At 61.0% G+C, this 16,924-nt stretch carries 12 protein-coding genes; 5 read left to right on the top strand and 7 right to left on the bottom strand.

The window, feature by feature from the left end; translation table 11 throughout:
* The first annotated feature begins 500 nt into the window (after positions 1-500).
* The 4 genes from NUH86_RS02635 to NUH86_RS02620 are packed head-to-tail and all read left to right on the top strand — an operon-like array spanning position 501 to position 8,891.
* Positions 501-1,802, top strand: a complete 1,302-nt coding sequence (locus tag NUH86_RS02635; RefSeq protein ID WP_096061626.1) for a TolC family protein — start codon at positions 501-503, stop codon at positions 1,800-1,802.
* Positions 1,799-3,052: an efflux RND transporter periplasmic adaptor subunit gene (locus NUH86_RS02630; RefSeq protein WP_096061625.1), complete on the top strand. Its 1,254-nt coding sequence runs from the start codon at positions 1,799-1,801 to the stop codon at positions 3,050-3,052. Before NUH86_RS02635 ends, NUH86_RS02630 begins: the two co-directional genes overlap by 4 nt.
* Complete coding sequence (locus tag NUH86_RS02625) at positions 3,049-6,471, top strand: efflux RND transporter permease subunit (protein WP_267251140.1); 3,423 nt, start codon at positions 3,049-3,051, stop codon at positions 6,469-6,471. The genes NUH86_RS02630 and NUH86_RS02625 overlap by 4 nt, the downstream gene beginning before the upstream one ends.
* The gene (locus NUH86_RS02620) at positions 6,471-8,891 is read left to right on the top strand and encodes a cation-translocating P-type ATPase (RefSeq protein ID WP_096061623.1); all 2,421 of its coding nucleotides are present in this window, start codon (positions 6,471-6,473) and stop codon (positions 8,889-8,891) included. The genes NUH86_RS02625 and NUH86_RS02620 overlap by 1 nt, the downstream gene beginning before the upstream one ends.
* 119 nt (positions 8,892-9,010) lie before the next feature.
* Here NUH86_RS02620 and NUH86_RS02615 read toward each other — a convergent pair whose 3' ends face one another.
* From NUH86_RS02615 to NUH86_RS02600, 4 genes are all read right to left on the bottom strand, one after another.
* A complete protein-coding gene (locus tag NUH86_RS02615) occupies positions 9,011-9,904 on the bottom strand; it encodes a ribose-phosphate pyrophosphokinase (RefSeq protein WP_096061622.1) in 894 nt (297 codons plus the stop codon).
* The gene (locus NUH86_RS02610) at positions 9,901-11,442 is read right to left on the bottom strand and encodes a thymidine phosphorylase family protein (protein ID WP_096061621.1); all 1,542 of its coding nucleotides are present in this window, start codon (positions 11,440-11,442) and stop codon (positions 9,901-9,903) included. The genes NUH86_RS02615 and NUH86_RS02610 overlap by 4 nt, the downstream gene beginning before the upstream one ends.
* Complete coding sequence (locus tag NUH86_RS02605; RefSeq protein ID WP_267251139.1) at positions 11,439-12,851, bottom strand: MBL fold metallo-hydrolase RNA specificity domain-containing protein; 1,413 nt, start codon at positions 12,849-12,851, stop codon at positions 11,439-11,441. Before NUH86_RS02605 ends, NUH86_RS02610 begins: the two co-directional genes overlap by 4 nt.
* A 131-nt stretch (positions 12,852-12,982) precedes the next feature.
* Complete coding sequence (locus NUH86_RS02600; RefSeq protein WP_323749001.1) at positions 12,983-13,282, bottom strand: DUF411 domain-containing protein; 300 nt, start codon at positions 13,280-13,282, stop codon at positions 12,983-12,985.
* Here NUH86_RS02600 and NUH86_RS24705 point away from each other — a divergent pair.
* Positions 13,175-13,411 carry a hypothetical protein gene (locus NUH86_RS24705; protein ID WP_323749026.1) on the top strand — a complete coding sequence of 79 codons (237 nt, stop codon included), beginning with the start codon at positions 13,175-13,177 and terminating at the stop codon, positions 13,409-13,411. The two genes, NUH86_RS02600 and NUH86_RS24705, sit on opposite strands and share 108 nt — an antisense overlap.
* A gap of 50 nt (positions 13,412-13,461) precedes the next feature.
* Here the strand turns inward: NUH86_RS24705 and NUH86_RS02595 are convergent, their stop codons facing one another.
* From NUH86_RS02595 to NUH86_RS02585, 3 genes are all read right to left on the bottom strand, one after another.
* Positions 13,462-13,812 carry a DUF305 domain-containing protein gene (locus NUH86_RS02595; RefSeq protein WP_267251137.1) on the bottom strand — a complete coding sequence of 117 codons (351 nt, stop codon included), beginning with the start codon at positions 13,810-13,812 and terminating at the stop codon, positions 13,462-13,464.
* 306 nt (positions 13,813-14,118) lie between these two features.
* Positions 14,119-15,120, bottom strand: a complete 1,002-nt coding sequence (locus NUH86_RS02590) for a copper resistance protein B (protein WP_267251136.1) — start codon at positions 15,118-15,120, stop codon at positions 14,119-14,121.
* A complete protein-coding gene (locus NUH86_RS02585) occupies positions 15,117-16,913 on the bottom strand; it encodes a copper resistance system multicopper oxidase (protein WP_267251135.1) in 1,797 nt (598 codons plus the stop codon). Before NUH86_RS02585 ends, NUH86_RS02590 begins: the two co-directional genes overlap by 4 nt.
* Positions 16,914-16,924: the final 11 nt, after the last annotated feature.

The following is a 16,924-nucleotide window of genomic DNA, read 5'->3' as shown; positions in this document are numbered from 1 at the left end:
ATTCCCCTTTCTCAATGAGTTCACTCCTGCGAACACTGCCGTTCTAATGTCGGCTTGAGTTCAGAAAACACATAGAGACACCGCACAAGCTACCCGCCGGGAACGAAACAAACAACCCCTACGGCAATGCCATGTCGACAAACCAAAGACCATTCGAATGCAGGTCTCGAGCTTCCTTTCGGTACATACGCACTGCCCGGACATAGCCCTCAAAAAAAATTAGCGGCAATGAGGGGGAACGGCCGCAGCAGCGTATAAGGTTACAGGGCAACGGAGGGGGCTATGAGGCATTCCGGTTTAGACCAGACAAACGAAATTCAAATTTCGGGGTTAGAGATCGCTGCATTTAAAACGGCCAGCAAGAGCGTGGCTCTCGCGCTGCCGTTACCTTGGTACGTCCGGTTGGGTCATGGCGCAGGTCGCCATGCGGCAACCAAACGACGCGACCGGATGTTCGATCAAACTTTCCCGCGTATTCACCCATCAGGATACATGGCCTCATGCTAAACCGTATCTGGGTAGCTGCGCCCCTCGTGCTTTCGGTATGTGTGCCGCACGAAAGCAAAGCACAAAACATCGCTGAAACTGCAGCTGTGCGCGAGGAAACCTCCAGCCTCCGCTCGCCTTTGCGCCTATCGGACGTGGCGGCCATTGCTCTGCAGAACCGGGCCGAAATAGCGGCGGCAAAAGCCCGTGCCGATGCTCTTGCTCAGCGCCCCGCCATCGTGTCTTCCCTCCAGGATCCAATGGTGTCGGTTTCGGTCGACCACTACCCATTCAGCGCGATGATGGATGGTGGACGGCGTTACGATCGAAGTATCAGTGTCGAACAGCAATTCCCGCTATCGGGTGTTCTTTCCCATCGGCGCTCCGCCGCCATTGCCGAGGCAGAGCGAGCAACGGCGCTTACGGGCGTGACCGAGTTGGATGTTGTACTCAATGCCCAGCGCGGATTCTTCATGTTATTGGAACGCCGCAGGATGCGGCCCGTAATCGACGAACAGATCACGTTGGCCAGTTTGCTCGTCGATGTGGCCGCAAGTCGCTATGCGAGCGGCGGTGGCGCACAAGCCGACATCCTCAGGGCCGAGGCCGAGGTCGCCCGCCTGCAGGCGAAACGGCAGTCCCTCGCCGCCCAGATCCGCGGCGCCGAAGCGATGCTTAACGCGGGCCTCGGCCTGCCTGTGGATGCTTCAGTTCCGGAACTGGCTTATCAGCCCAGCCTTGCCGAGCCGGCGTCAATTGCAGAAGTGCTCGAACTGGCCACGGACAACCGGCCCGAGCTCGCGGTGGGAACCGCAGAGGTAAAGCGCGCTGGCGCAGAAACTCGCGCGATGCGCTCGATGTACAAACCCATGGCGACCGTAAAAGCTGGGTATGCCGAGACCATGGCCGAGGGTCCCGGAGCGATGCTGATGGTCGGCATCAGCGTTCCCATATGGCGGCGACGCCTGAGTAGCGGAGTCGCAGAGGCACAGGCCATGGAGCGCATGGCAGACGCCGATCTGGAAGCCATGCGCCGGATGGTCGCTGGCGAAACCCTTGCAGCGCGCGAAGACGTGATTGCAGCCCAGGTGCAGGTCAACCTGTTGCGCCAGGATGTGCTGCCTCGATCAAAATTAGCGATGGATGCGGCGCTTGGCAGCTATTCGTCGGGGCAAGGGTCCCTCATCGCGGTCGTCGAGGCCGCTCGGGCGCTTTGGCAGGCACAGGGGGATGAAGTCATGGCCGAAAGTGCATTGGGCGAAGCCTGGTCCAAGTTCGAACGGGCGACCGGGGACAGCCAGCGGAGGCGCCAGTGAAAACCTACTCACCCCGCGCGCTCATTGCTAGCGCCGTCATTCCCGTTGGGGTCTTGATCGCAATCCTCGCTTTTCAGGCACAACGCGAGAAATGGCCCTTTGCACCACAGCACCCGTCCAGCGAAGTTGCCGGTCGCGTAAAAACTGCGCCGGGGACGGCGGTAGCGGCGAGCACCGCTGCAGCGCGGGCGCCGGTTGAGTTGACTGCGAAGCAAGTGGATATGCTTGGCGTTCAAATGGAGGCTGCCGAGGTCCGAAAACTTGAGGAAACTGTCCCAGGCGTCGCAACTGCGGTGATCGACGAATCCCGTATCGTCGAGGTGCATCCGCGAGTTTCAGGCTGGCTGGAGCAGCTTTACGTGCGGACTACCGGCCAGAATGTCCGGGCCGGACAGGCGCTCGGAGCGGTTTTCTCGCAGGAGTTGTACGCATCACAGCTGGAATATCTGGCAGCCTTGCGGCGCGCGAACACCGCGCCTGCAAGCGTCGTACTCGCAGCGGGCAGGACCCGGCTGAAGGTGCTCGGAATGAGCGATGGTGAAATCAGGCAGATTGAAAGGACCCGACAGGCCAATCGGCTCGTGACCATTGTGGCCCCGCGAAGCGGGTTCGTACTGGATCGCGGCGCGACCCAGGGGATTACCGTCGACCCCTCCACCAATATTCTGTCGATCGCCGATGTGTCGCAGCTCTGGATCATCGTCGAAGTCGCGGAAGCTGGTGCCGGACGGATCCAGGTCGGTTCGCCCACTTCGCTGACATTCCCTCTGTCAGGACGACCTCCCTTCATCGCGCGGGTCGAATTCATCTATCCAATGCTCACGGAAAGAACGCGATCAATTCGGGTTCGAATGTCCGTGCCCAACATTGGCGGTGCCCTGCGCCCGGGCATGTACGGCAGCGCCCAGATTTCGGCAGCACCACGTAATGCCCTCACTATCGGCCGCGATGCGGTGGTTGATACCGGTATAACGCAGCACGTCTTTGTCCGGAGTGGTGACAATCGGTTCGAACCTCGCACGATCAAACTCGGTGCGAAGGTTGGAGACCGGGTGGAAGTCCTGGATGGACTTGCGGCTGGAGAACTCGTCGTTTCCGCTGGAGTGTTCCTCATCGACTCTGAAAGCCGCCTGCGAGCATCGGGGGCGACCGGACATGGAGGGCACGGAGGTTCTCCTCAACCGGCACCGGCGGGACAACAGACTGCGCCAGCTGCTGCCGCGCCTGCGCAACATGAGCATCAACCATGATCGAGCACATCATCGAATGGTGCGCCAAGCGGCGGTGGGTGGTGTTGGCGATCGCGCTCGTCCTATCGGCCTGGGCGGTCGACTCAATGCGCAAGACGCCTCTGGATGCACTTCCGGACCTTTCCGATCCGCAAGTGATCGTATTTACCGACTGGATGGGTCGCAGTCCCAACCTGGTAGAAGACCAGATTACCTATCCGCTGGTGCGAGCCCTGCAAAGTACACCCGGTGTCCGCACTGTTCGCGGATATTCGATGTTCGGGATGAGCTTTGTCTACGCAATCTTCGGTGACGACACAGACATCTACTGGGCCCGCACCCGAGTGTTCGAGCAGATTGGTCGTGTGCAGCAGCAACTGCCTGCGGGCGTAGTCCCGACGCTCGGTCCCGATGCAAGCGGCGTGGGCTGGATATATCAATATGTTCTCGAGGACACCTCAGGACGCTTGAATGCCGCTGAGTTGCGGGCGCTGCAGGACTTCACAGTGCGCCCAGCGCTCCAAGGTGTGAAAGGCGTCGCGGAAGTCGCCTCAATGGGGGGCTTCGAGCGGCAATACCAGATTTTGCTGAACCCAAACAAACTTGCGGCCTTCGGCATCACCCCAGCGGACGTTTCGCGCGCCGTGCGCGACGCAAACTCCGAAGTCGGTGCCCGCGTCCTCGAAATGAGCGGACGGGAGTATGTCCTGCGCGGACGCGGTTATGCCAAGACCCTGCAGGATCTCGAGCAAAGCGTCGTTACTGTTGCCGATGGTGGCACACCGATCCGCGTGCGCGACGTCGCCAGCGTGCAATTCGGTCCGGAGATTCGCCGCGGGACTGCAGACCTTGATGGCAAGGGTGAAGCCGTCGGCGGCATTGTGGTGATGCGATTGGGCTCAAACGCCCAGGAAGTGATCGAGGCGCTCAAAGGTCAGATTGGCCAGCTTGCATTGCCACCCGGAGTGCGCATCAAAACGACGCATGACCGTTCGGAACTAATTACCGGATCCATCGAGACATTGACGGATACGCTGATGATCGAAGGGGCTATCATTGCGATCATCTGCCTCATCTTCCTGATGCACGGCGGATCGGCGCTGGTTGCCCTCATCATCCTTCCGATGTCTGTGCTCCTGTCATTCATTGGCATGCGCTATCTTGGCATTTCAGCCAATATCATGTCCCTTGGCGGAATTGCGATTGCGGTCGGTGAATTGAGTGACGCCGCGATCGTGATGATCGAAAATGCGCACAAGCGACTGGCCGAGAATGCAAAACCGGAGGAACGCATTCGTGTCATCGTCGATTCCGCAAAAGAAGTCGGCAAACCGATCTTCTATTCCCTCCTCCTCATAACAGTCAGCTTTCTACCGATCTTCACGCTGACCGGGCAGGCCGGAAAGCTCTTCATGCCGCTGGCCTATACGAAGACGCTGGCCATGTTCTTTGCAGCAATCCTCTCGATCACGCTCGCACCGCCGCTGATGATCTGGCTACTGCGTGGCAGGTTCCGCACTGAAACAGAGAACCCGCTCAACCGCATACTCGGCAGTTTCTATCGCCCCATCGCACGATTCATCATCCAATGGCGCCTCGCCGTGGTCGGCGTCGCGGCACTCGTGATGGCCGCAACTGTGCCTGTTTTCATGCGTCTCGGCTCTGAATTCATGCCCCCGCTGGACGAGGGATCGTTGCTGGTGATGCCCACGACCTTCCCCGGCATCTCAATAGAAGAAGCCCGGCGCGCGCTGAACACGCAGCATCGGATCATCATGACCTTCGGTGAAGTTAAGATGGTCCATGGCAAAGCAGGGCGCGCGGAAACCGCCACTGATCCAGCCCAGTTGGACATGAGCGAATCGGTGATCACACTCAAACCCCATGACGACTGGCCGACAATTCCCGTCACACGTTGGTATAGCGATACGGCCCCATCGTGGGTTCAGGGAGGCCTGAGAACAATCTGGCCGGATCGCCGACAGCGTACCGTTTCGGAGCTATCGCGCGATCTTGATGCGGCCTTGCGCATGCCGGGTTACCAGATGGCGATTGCACCGCCCATCCGCACACGGATTGACATGCTCACAACCGGGGTGCGGACCCCGGTAGGCGTCAAGGTGTTTGGTCCCGATCTCGCAGGCATCGAGCGCTTGAGCGTAGCTCTTGAGGGGGCGTTGCGGACAGTTCCGGGAACGCGCAGCACCTTCGCCGAGCGTCAGAGCGGACGGGAGTACATCGACATTGAACCAAGGCGAGATGCGATAGCCCGATATGGTTTGACCGTGCGGGACGTTCAGGATCTGGTCGAGGCTGCGATCGGGGGCATGCCAGTGTCCACTGTCATTGATGGCAGAGCCCGATATTCCGTAAACGTCCGCTACGCGGCCGACTTCAGGGCCGACCCGCAGGCTCTGAACGAACTGCTCGTCCCGATCCCGGCACCCAAGACTTTGTCGTTCACCGAAGGCCGAACGGCAGGTGGCGGGTCATCGCCGGCGGGACAAAGCCAGGTTCAATCAGGCGCCGGGATGGACGCCATGGGCGGCGGCATGGGTAGCGGGGCCTCCGGCGGCAGTGGCACGAACAAGAATGCCGGGCCGATGAATGGAGCCGGCCGCACCGGTGCGGAGTGGAGCAATGGGCAGCAGGCCGGCTCCGTCGTACCCTTGGCGGCACTCGCGGACGTGAAAGTCGTCACCGGGCCGCCAATGATCAAGAACGAAAACGGCATACTGGTGGGCTACGTTTTCGCGGATATCGACACATCACAGCGCGACCTTGGCGGATGGGTGGATGATGCCAAAAGCGTCGTAGCAGATCGGATCGAAGTTCCACCTGGCTATCGCTTGCAGTGGACCGGACAGTATGAATTCATGGCGGAACTGACTTCGCGTTTGCGGACAGTGGTTCCCCTCACGGTCGTTCTGGTTGGCATATTGCTGTATCTGTCCATGGGAGGCTGGCAGCAAACCTTGCTGGTTATGCTGAGCTTGCCCTTTGCTATTGCCGGCAGCATCTGGCTCTTGGCACTCCTTGACTACAACCTTTCAACCGCTGTGTGGGTCGGATTGATCGCCGTCGGGGGGGTCGCGGCCCAGACCGGCACGGTGGTCGTGGTGTACCTCGACCAGGCTTATGCGGAAGCGGTGAAACAGGATCGGTTACGCACTGGGGACGATATCGATGCTGCTGTGATGGAGGGCGCTTCCCGGTGCCTTCGCCCGATGCTCATGACGGTCGCAACCACGGTGTTCGGGCTCATGCCACTGCTTTGGGAATCGGGCGTGGGCGCCGATCTTTCGGCGCGCACTGCCGCCCCCGTGGTTGGCGGCCTCTGGTTCTGCATGTTCCTGACTTTGCTCGTCATACCGGCCGCATATGCCCTGTGGCGTCACTCCCAGCTAAAGGCGTCCGGGACAGTACGGAGCGACGCGTAATGGCCCTGGAAGCGGTTCGATCGTCATCAACTGTCGGCCTGACGAGTGCAATTGCGGCCCGCCTTCTCGTGGAGGCGGGACCAAACGAATTGGGAGTGAAGTCGGCACGGCCAGCATGGCGCCTTCTCCTCGCCCAGTTCAACAGTCCCGTCATTTGGTTGCTGTTGGTGGCCTGTGTCGTCTCCGCGTTGGTCGGCGAAATCATTGATGCTGCCGCAATCGGGACGATTGTAATTGTCAATGGACTGGTAGGCTTCTTTCAGGAGTACCGAGCGGAAAAAGCCGTCCTCGCGCTGAGGGCGATGACCGCTCCGCGCGCGCGCGTCATCCGCGATGGCCGGACGCAGGTGATTGCCGCTGCTGCTGTCGTGCCCGGCGATCTGTTGGCACTTGAGGCAGGAGACGTTGTCGCCGCCGATGCCCGGCTGTTGGAGGCAAATGTCCTGACGGCTATGGAGGCCGCGCTTACCGGAGAGAGCACACCGGTAACCAAGACTGCGAAGCCGGGAGATCCGGCTGCCCCCCTGGCCCAGCGCAGTGACCATGTATTTGCCGGAACGCATATCGGAACGGGGACAGGTCTGGCAGAGATCATTGCCACCGGGATGCGGACGGAGCTCGGTCGCATTGCCGAAATGCTGACTGCGGCAACCGACGAGGCCACACCGCTCCAGGCACGCCTCGCGGTGCTTAGCCGTCGGCTGATGCTCATCTGTCTGGGAATCGTCGTTGCCGTAACCATACTCGGCTGGCGCCAAGGCCTGACCGGCCTCGATCTGCTTTTGCCCGCCATCTCCCTCGCGGTTGCGGCAGTGCCTGAAGGCCTGCCAGCCATCGTTACCATAGCCCTTGCGGTCGGCATGCAAAGGATGGCCGCGCGCCACGCACTCCTGCGGCGGCTCACAGCTGTCGAAACACTTGGTTGCGCAACGGTCATCTGCACGGACAAGACAGGAACATTGACGACGGGAGTTATGGCCGTCCGCGAAATCTGGGGCCAGGATCACCAGCGTGTGCTCGACACGGCGGCGGCCTGTTCGGACGCAGAGCTGTCAGCCGACGAACAAGGCGGCGTTGGCGACCCGACCGAGGTTGCCATCATTGTGGCCGCAGCGCAGCGCGATATCCGGCGAGATGCGATCGAAGCGGAACGCCCGCGTGTGTCGGTGTACCCGTTCGATGCAGACCGCAAATGCATGTCCATCTACCGCACGGACGGCCTTCTCTATGCAAAGGGCGCCGTCGAGGCGATCTCTGCACGATCGACGACTATTCCCGATGGCACCGAGGAGGCCGCCAGCGACATGGCCGCCCGCGGATTGAGGGTTCTGGCTATCGCCATGGGTCGCGCCGACAGTGAAGCAGATCTCGAGTTGGTCGGCCTGCTCGGCATTGCGGATCCTCCTCGAACAGAAGCGATCGATGCAATCGCGCTGGCGCAGGCAGCTGGTATCCGCACGGTGATGATCACAGGCGATCACAAGCTGACAGCCCATGCAATTGCCCAGGAAATGGGCATCCTGAAACCGGGGCAAAGTGCGGACGATATAGTGCACGCTCGCGCGACCCCGGAAGACAAGCTGCGAATAGTAAGAGAATGGAAGTCCCGCGGCGAGATCGTCGCCATGACCGGTGACGGCGTCAATGACGCACCGGCCTTGCGGGAAGCCCATATCGGCATCGCAATGGGCCAGACTGGAACGGAGGTCACGCGCGGTGCGGCAGACATCGTGTTGGCCGACGACAATTACGCGACGATTGTAGCGGCGGTTGAAGAAGGTCGAGGGATCTTCGAAAACATCCGCAAGTCCACGGCTTACCTAGTCGCAGGCAACATGGCCGAACTGGCGGTTGTGTTTGTCGGTGCTGCTTTGGGTTTTCCGACCATCCTGCTGCCGATTCACCTGCTTTGGATCAATCTGGTGACCGATGGACTTCCCGCTCTTGCACTGGTGACGGACCGCGGAAATTCCAGCTTGATGACCCGTCCGCCCCGGTCGGCAAGCGAGCAGATACTGGGTCGTCCCGAATGGCGCCGTATCCTTCTGGCAGCCGCAATACAGACGGTCTGTGTAATGGGGGTGTTCCTGTGGGCACGCGATGCCCGAAACCTCGAAGAAGCACGCAATCTTGCCTTCTCCGTGCTCGTTTTTGGCGAATTGCTGCGCGCCTTTTCTGCTCGGGACCCGGACCGGCCTTTCTGGGAAGTGGGGTTGTTCAGCAACATGAAGCTGGTGCTGATTGTCGTGGTGTCGCTGCTGGCTCAACTTGCCATCCACCATATGCCCACGACCCAGGAAGTTTTCCGGATCGGCCCGCTCTCACTGGCAGACTGCGCGCTGTCGCTCGGCGTTGGCGCGGTACCGTTGCTCATTCTGGAGTTGGAGAAGCTGGCAAGACGCCGGGCCAATGCAAGATAAAACGACCGGACGACGCCGAGAACCAATGCTAAAACGCCACCATTGCCAAGCTGAACTTCAACTGCGCGTCAATGCACCGGGCCAACGAAATGCCGGGACGAGGCGAACAGCGGCCTTGCTCATCGAGCACATAACCGAACCACTGCGCTGGCAATGTCCTCGGCGAGGCAGATGCCATTTGTGACATGTGGCACGGTGTCGCAGCTTATGACCGCTGCCGCCACTTGCTGGATTTCGGGATACGCATCGCCAGCGAAAAGTGGGTGAACGACAAGGCAAATGGGATCGACGAACCCCGCAGCCCGCAGATTTCGGGCAGCTTCGATCATGGTACGACCCGAAGACGCGATATCATCGACCAGAACAGGCTGGCAGCCGCGAAAGCCGGACAAGTTCGGCATTTCGATCCGCACGTCACGATCACCCGACCGCTGCTTTGCCAAGACCACATGCGGCGCCCCAGCGGCGCGTGCGACCTCGGTGACCCACTGCTCGCTCTCGGCATCGGGCCCAATGATCAGCGGCTTTGCAACATTGGTTTTTGCCCACGCCCCGAGCCTGGGTGCAGCATGCACCACGCTAGTCGGCATGTCGTAGATTTCGTCGAGCCCGGCGTAGCGATGTAAATGGGGGTCGACGGTAATCAGCCAGTCAAACGCCCTTGAGAGGACCTTTGCGAAGGTACGTGAGGTTATTGCTTCGCCAGGGGCAAATCGCTTGTCTTGGCGCATGTAGGCCAGATAAGGTGCGACCAGGCCGACGCGCGCGGCGCCGAGTTCCCTCGCGGCATCTGCGGCGAACAGGAGCGATGCGAGTTTGGGGTCGGGATCTGCCAAGGTGCAGGCCAGCACCACCTCGCTTCCGGCCAGGTCGGGCGGCAATCGCAAATAGCTCTCGCCATCCGGGAAACGGCGTGAGGCAATGCTTGCATGGTCACAGTTCAGGACTTGTGCCAGACGCTTTCCCGCTGTTTGTCCGTCGGGCAGTGAAAGGACCTGCAGATGCCCCGTCATTGGATCACCGTGAAGATCGCGCCATCTGCTGCCGCATAGGCAAGAGCATAATCGAGTTCGCCCCGGCTTTCCGCATGGACCGTGCAGAGCTCAGCACCGGATTCGACAATGTCGCCGCGTCTCACATGCATCTCGATACCAGCTGCCTTGGCTGCTGGCGCGCCTGCCAGTTTCGCGATCTTGGCCAGCTTGCGATTGTCCATCTCGGCGATCTTGCCGGACCGAGCGGCCGTCAGCGTGTGCCGGTGGCTCGACACAGGTGGAGTGCGCATTCCACCTTGCGCTTCGCAGATCCTCTGAAATTTGTCCCAAGCCCGCCCATCCAGCAGCGCCTCCGCGGCGAGGGCATCACCCTGCCCCGCCGGAGCCCGGCCTCCCAGCTCCAGAATAGCGCCTGCCAGTTGCACAGCACGATGACGCAAGTCGTCCGGGCCATCCTTGTTCTGCAACACGGCCAGAATGTCACGCGCCTCCAGCGCTGGCCCAATACCACGACCGATTGGTTCAAGTCCCGGCCCTTCCAGGATACGGGTCTTCAGACCAAATGCAGTCGCAACCGACAGCAGGGCGTCGCCGAGTTCGCGTGCCGCTGCTTTGCTGCGCACTTTTGCCGATGGTCCGACGGGCATGTCGATTACCAGATGGGTTGCACCCGCAGCGATCTTCTTCGAAAGCACGGAGGCGACCATCTGACCGACCGCATCGAGATCGAGCACCCGTTCAATACCTATGATGATGTCGTCTGCCGGGCTCAACCGCACGGAGCCCCCCCATACTATGCAACCGTTCTCCTGTTCGACAACCCGGCGTATGGCTGCCAGGTTGAGGTCTACCGGCGCGAGCGTCTCCATCGTGTCGGCGGTGCCGGCTGGCGACGTGATCGCCCGGGACGAGGTCTTTGGCATTACCAGACCGTGGGCAGCGATGATCGCCACGACAATGGGGGTAGTCCGGTTCCCGGGAAGGCCGCCGACACTGTGCTTGTCAACCACCACTTCCGAACCCCAGGAGAGGCGGTCGCCAACGTCCACCATTGCCCCGGTCAGACCCATCGTTTCTTCGTAATCGAGGGGAAAGGCCGAACATGCCGTGACGAAGGAGGCCAAGTGAACATCATTGTAGCGACCAGCCACGATGTCAGTCACGATCGATCGAAATGCACCTGGCGCGAGACGGTTTCCGTATACGCGGCTGCGCAGATCGCTCAGAGAGGCAATCGGCGGCGGGTGATGGACAGTCACCAGATCGCCCGGCTTTACGCCTAGGTTGACCAGAGCGTCTTCCGACAGACCAATTTCTCCCTCGGCCAGTAAATCTCCGGATGTGCGCACGATATCGGCGATGATTTCGCCGCCAGCGGAACTGATCAGCAACTCGGAACGCGCCGTGAACCCCTCTGCACGGCAGACATAGCAGTCCTCACGCATGAACACGCTCGGCTGATGCTGGGTAGTGGTCACTCCGAGGCGGCGAACCGTCAGTTGGTGCGGCGCATGTTCGCCGGACGACGCAACGAAAGACGGTCCGGCAGTGGTCATGCCAGGATCGCCCGTTCGCCCTGAACCGGGATCTTGCATTTCCAGCCCAGTTCCTTCTCGATCCGCTGTCGCAAGGCTTCCGAAGCAGTCGGTTCGCCGTGGGTGATGAAAGTCATCCGAGGCGGCTTCTTGATTGCAGAAATCCAACGCATGATCTCATCCGCGTCTGCATGGCCCGAAAGCATCGGCAAATTGGCCACCTCGGCATTGAGCGGGATCTGCTCACCGTGGATCTTGAGACTTCTGGCGCCTTCAACCATTCTTGCGCCGCGCGTTCCAGCAGCCTGGAACCCCGCGAAGAGGATCAGGTTGCGTGGGTCGGGGGCGAACTGCTTGATGTGGTGGACTACGCGGCCGCCCGTTGCCATGCCGCTGGCCGAGATGATGATCTTCGGCTCATGGCTCCGCGAAATCTGCTTCGACGTTTCGACATCGCGCACATATTGCGGTACGTCGCAGGTCTCTTCGCACTGTTCGGGGGTAAGACGATGGTCCCCCAGATGCCGGCAGAATATCTTGCTGGCACTGATGGCCATGGGACTGTCCAGATATACGGGCACCCCCCGAAGCCGTCCGGCCTTCCTGAGGCGTGACAGGTGGAAAAGCAGCGTCTGCGCGCGTCCGACAGCAAAGGCCGGGATAACCACTGTCCCGCGACGCTCAATGCATTTCTCGATGGCCTCGCCAAGGGCTTCCATCGCATCGACACGTTCATGCAGCCGGTTGCCGTAAGTAGATTCCAGAACGAGGTAGTCTGTCTCGAGGGGAACTTCGGGATCCTTCATGACCGGATCATCATAACGGCCAAGGTCACCTGAGAAAGTGACCTTCCGCGACCCGGTCGTCAATTCGATGAAGGAGGCGCCAAGGATATGCCCAGCGCGGCGAAATTTGAACCGGGTGCTGTCGGCCAGCTCCTGCTCGGTTTCGAAGTCAACCGGTGCAAAATATTCAAGGGCAGCCTTTGCATCATCTTGCGTGTATAGCGGCAGTGCCGGTTTGTGACGACTGAACCCGCGATGGTTCGAGAAATCCGCGTCCTTCTCCTGAAGGAAACCGCTGTCCGGCAACAGGAGCTGACACAGATCGGCCGTCCCGGTGGTACTGACGATCCGCCCTGCCCAACCGTTCTTGACCAGTCTCGGCAGATAGCCGGAGTGATCGATGTGCGCATGCGTGAGCAGGACCGCATCTACCGTTTCTGCCGCATGGGGAATTTCTTCCCAGTTGCGTTCACGCAGCTCGCGCCCCCCTTGGAAAAGCCCGCAGTCGACGAGCAGGCGGGTATCGGCTGCTTCAACGAGGTAACGCGACCCAGTGACCGTCCCGGCGGCGCCAAGGAAGCGGATGGAAAATTCATCAGCCGCTGGCATTGCTGTCTCTCTGGCAGTTCCTTTCGCTGCATTCATCGCTTCGCCCCTTTCTTCCTACTGCCAGTGCGAGGTCAGGATGCAGGCCTGTTCTATGCGCTAATCCGGTGACCCCAGCATTCATACTTGCCCTCTGCGAGGCACACCCTCTCGTCAGGCGGCCTGGAAACCTAGAGGCCTCTGGCTGCGTAACGGGCGTATACCCGCGTCCCGCCGGGCCCGAACGCCGTTACGACAATGGCTACGCTCCGGTTGCCGGAAACTTCCATGCCGGGCGAGCCCATGGGCATGCCCGAGACGGCAAGCCCAGTAACGCCGCGCGGTCGCTCGCGGAGAACTCGCTTCATATCGGCAATCGGCACATGCCCCTCGAAGACGAGCCCATTGATTACCGCTGTATGGCAGGACACCAGGTTCGGTGGAACGCCCAGACGGGTCTGGTAGGCATTGCGCCGGGCGTCATCGATCATCCTGATATTCTGACCGAACTGCTGCTTGACCAGCGCGAACCACTTCTCGCAGCAGCCGCAGCCTGGATCGCGGTGAACGACCCCGGTTGTGGCAGCGAGAGCAAGGGATGGAACCGCAGCGGCAAGTAAGACCGCGAGGCGTAGGGATCTTCTCATTGCGGTTCCTCGCGCTGCCGCTGTTACTGTGCGGCCTTGCCGTGCTGGCTCAGCCAGGCCTGAAGGCCGACGATGTCCCGAGTCTGTGCCGCGATATCCTGGTTCGCCAATCGCAGGACGCGGGAATCCTTGCTGCTGGCCACGACAAGCCGCGACATTGCAACCGCGCCGCGGTGATGCTCGATCATCTTGCGCACATAGGTCTCGTTCGCATCGGCGCCGGTCGCATGCATCATCGCCATGTGCATGTCCATTTCAGCCGGCGGAAACGGGTTAGCTGCCGTTGGCTGCATCATCGGCATATGCTGCATATCGCCCATGCCCGGCATCCCACCCATGCCTGGCTTGCCCTCCATTCCCTTCATGCCGCCCATTCCGGGCATGCCTTCCATCCTTTGGCCTGCCGGAGGTGCGGGCGAGGCTGGAGTTGCCTGGGGCAGTGCAGGAAGAGTGGCGACAGGCGCAGCGGTCTGGCCATGGGTATGATCGTGTTCGGCGCTCGTTGAGGGCTGAGTTTGCGCGACGGCGCTTGTCCCCGTCATGGCAAGTGCGACGGTCGTTGCGAGTGCCAAAATCTTCATGTTGCTTCTCCTGAGCCGGTCTTGAAAAGCTATACGCACGTGCCGCAATGCCCCCTCGCAACCTGAGCAAAATATTCGCGGCTCCCGGATGCTGCGCGTTCAGAACCAGAAACGGATGCCGGCAACGAAGCTCGTCGATGACGCGTTCTCGCCAGCTGCGCGTGCATAGTGCGCCGTGTCACCAAATTTGCGTTCCCACGACACACCGACATAGGGCGCGAATTCCTTGCGCAGTTCATAGCGCAGGCGCAGCCCCAGTTCGAGATTTGACAGGCCGGAGCCAATCCCACTTTCCGGAACGTCCTGCGCTGCGATATTCGCCTCGAGGCGCGGCTGCAAAATCAATTTCTGCGTGATCCGCTGGTCAACGTCGACTTTGATCCGGGCGAGGACATCGCCTTTCGTCGAGACAAACGCCGCCGTTTCGACCTCGAACCAATACGGAGCGAGCCCCTCGATGCCGATAGTGGCATAAGTCCTGTCTGGCCCCTTGCCGAAGTCCTGGCGAACACCGCCTTGCAGGTTCCAGTAGGGATCCACTGCATGGGACCAGAGCGCCTGCAACTCACCATGATGGCTCGCTTCGCCGAAGTTGCCTTCGCCTTCGGACTCGAGTGCAAGACGGTCGATGTCGCCGCCGAACCAGGCGCTGGCATCCCAGCGATACCCGTCGCGGCCATTTCGCGCCTGAAACTCGGCGATGTTGAACAGCACCTTGTGGAATTTCATACCCCCATGTTCGCCTAGCAGCGCGGATTGCGCCTCAGCCATCGCAGCGGGATCGAAGTAAGTGTCGGCAGCGCGGTCGCCTGCCACGGGCGGCGGCGAAGCGTTGCCCGGCTCCAGATCGGTGCCGGCCCTTTCTTTCGTATCCTGAGGTGCGGCTTCGGGCATCGGCATCGCTTCCATGCCGTGCATGTCATGCCCGGCATGGGCTTCAGTCTCGGCCGGCGGGGGGGATGGTGTCGCCGGGGAGGCTGGCGGGGCTGGCAAGGCGTGGCCATGATGCATCCCGTGATCCACCGGCGGGATGGTGGTCTGGGCAGACACCGCAGTAGCTAGAACGAGCGGGAACACCGCGAGCAATGTAAGCCGGGTCATGCCGCATCTCCCGCATCACGCACTTGCACCACGCGCATCATCCCTGCGTGCATGTGCAGGAACATGTGACAGTGGAAGGCCCAGTCGCCGTGGATACCGGTCACGTCGAAGCTGACCTTGCCGCCCGGTGCGACGTTTACCGTGTGCTTGCGCGGGCTGTACGCCCCGTGTCCGGTGACCAGTTCAAAGAAATGCCCGTGCAGGTGGATTGGATGATTCATCATGGTGTCGTTTATCAGGGTCACGCGCACCCGCTCATCCGTCCGGAGCGCTATCGGCGTCTTCGCCTCCGATAGCGTCTTACCGTCCATCGACCACATGTAGCGCTCCATGTTGCCGGTGAGGTGAACCTCGATTTCCCGCGCAGCCCCGCGTTCGTCTGGATTTCGCTCCAGCGCCACGAGATCGCGATAGACCAGAACCTTGTGGTCGACGTTCTCAAGGCCGACGCCGGGTTCTCCGGTTCGGTCCACAGGCATCGGCGCGATCGACTGAACACCGGGGCCAAGCACCACCTGGGGCGCATTGGCCCCGTCACGCATCGACATCGAGTGTCCGGCAGCGCCCGCCTGCCCTGCCGCGCCGCTACCGGTGGCAGGCATATCCATGCCGGCCATGTCATGCCCGGCATGTGGATCATCGGAGACAGAAGTATCCATGCCTCCCATGCCCATGTCCTTCATCGTCAGCAGCGGACGTGCGCGCAACGGCGGAACCTCAGCAGCCATCCCCGGCCGGGGAGCCAGTGTAGCGCGAGCGAGACCTGACCGGTCAGCCGCCTCACCGACGATCGTATAGGGGCGATCCGCGGTCGGCGTGACAATCACGTCGTACGTCTCGGCAATGGTCATTTGCAGTTCGTCGACCGGAACCGGACGCACCGGAAGTCCGTCGGCCGCAACCACCGTCATCCGCAAACCCGGGATGCGGACGTTGAAGATCGTCATCGCCGATGCGTTGATGAACCGCAGCCGGACGCGTTCGCCAGGCTCGAACAGCGCCGTCCAATTGTCATTCGGACCATAGCCGTTGACAACGTAGGTATAGACCGAACCGGTCACGTCGAGGATGTCGGTAGGATCCATCCGCATCCGCGCCCATTCAAGGCGCTCGGCATGGGTCTGGTCCTTGCCCTCCGCCAACCCCGCCAGCGTCTGCTTCTGCCGGTTGAAATATCCGGATTCCTGCTTGAGCTTCGTGAACAGCGTATGCGGGTGGATGAAGCTGTGGTCGGAAAAGACAACCACATGTTCGCGATCATAAGCGATCGGATCGACATCCTTGGGATCGATCACGATCGGGCCGTAATGGCCCATCGCCTCCTGCAGGCCGGAGTGGCTGTGGTACCAGTAAGTACCCGACTGCTCGAGTTGAAACTCATAAGTGAATGACGAATGCGGCTTGATCCCCGGAAAGCTGACCCCCGGCACCCCGTCCATCTGGAACGGCACAAGCAGCCCGTGCCAGTGAACCGAGGTCTCCTCATCCAGCGCGTTGTCGACCGTGATCCTGACCTTTTGCCCTTCACGTAGTCGCAGCAGCGGCGCTGGCACGGTGCCATTCATTGCAATGACGTGGGCATCACGGCCGTCGACACGAACCATCTCGTGGGCAACTCGAAGAGCAATGGTGTCGCCCGAGAGCTGCGGCACCGGTCGGGCGATGCCGCGGGAAACCGGCTGTGCCCAGGCAGGCATCCACGCGGCAAGTGCAAAGCCGCTGCCAGCGAGGCCGGCACCGCGCAGCAGCGCGCGGCGATCTATGCCCGGAACGGACGCGTAGTTGGAAGTCATGGGAAGCAGTC

It is taken from the genome of Sphingobium sp. JS3065, assembly GCF_026427355.1.
In the GTDB taxonomy this organism is placed as follows: domain Bacteria; phylum Pseudomonadota; class Alphaproteobacteria; order Sphingomonadales; family Sphingomonadaceae; genus Sphingobium.
Note: the sequence above shows the minus strand (reverse complement) of the source record. Positions and strands in the feature narration are given on the sequence as shown.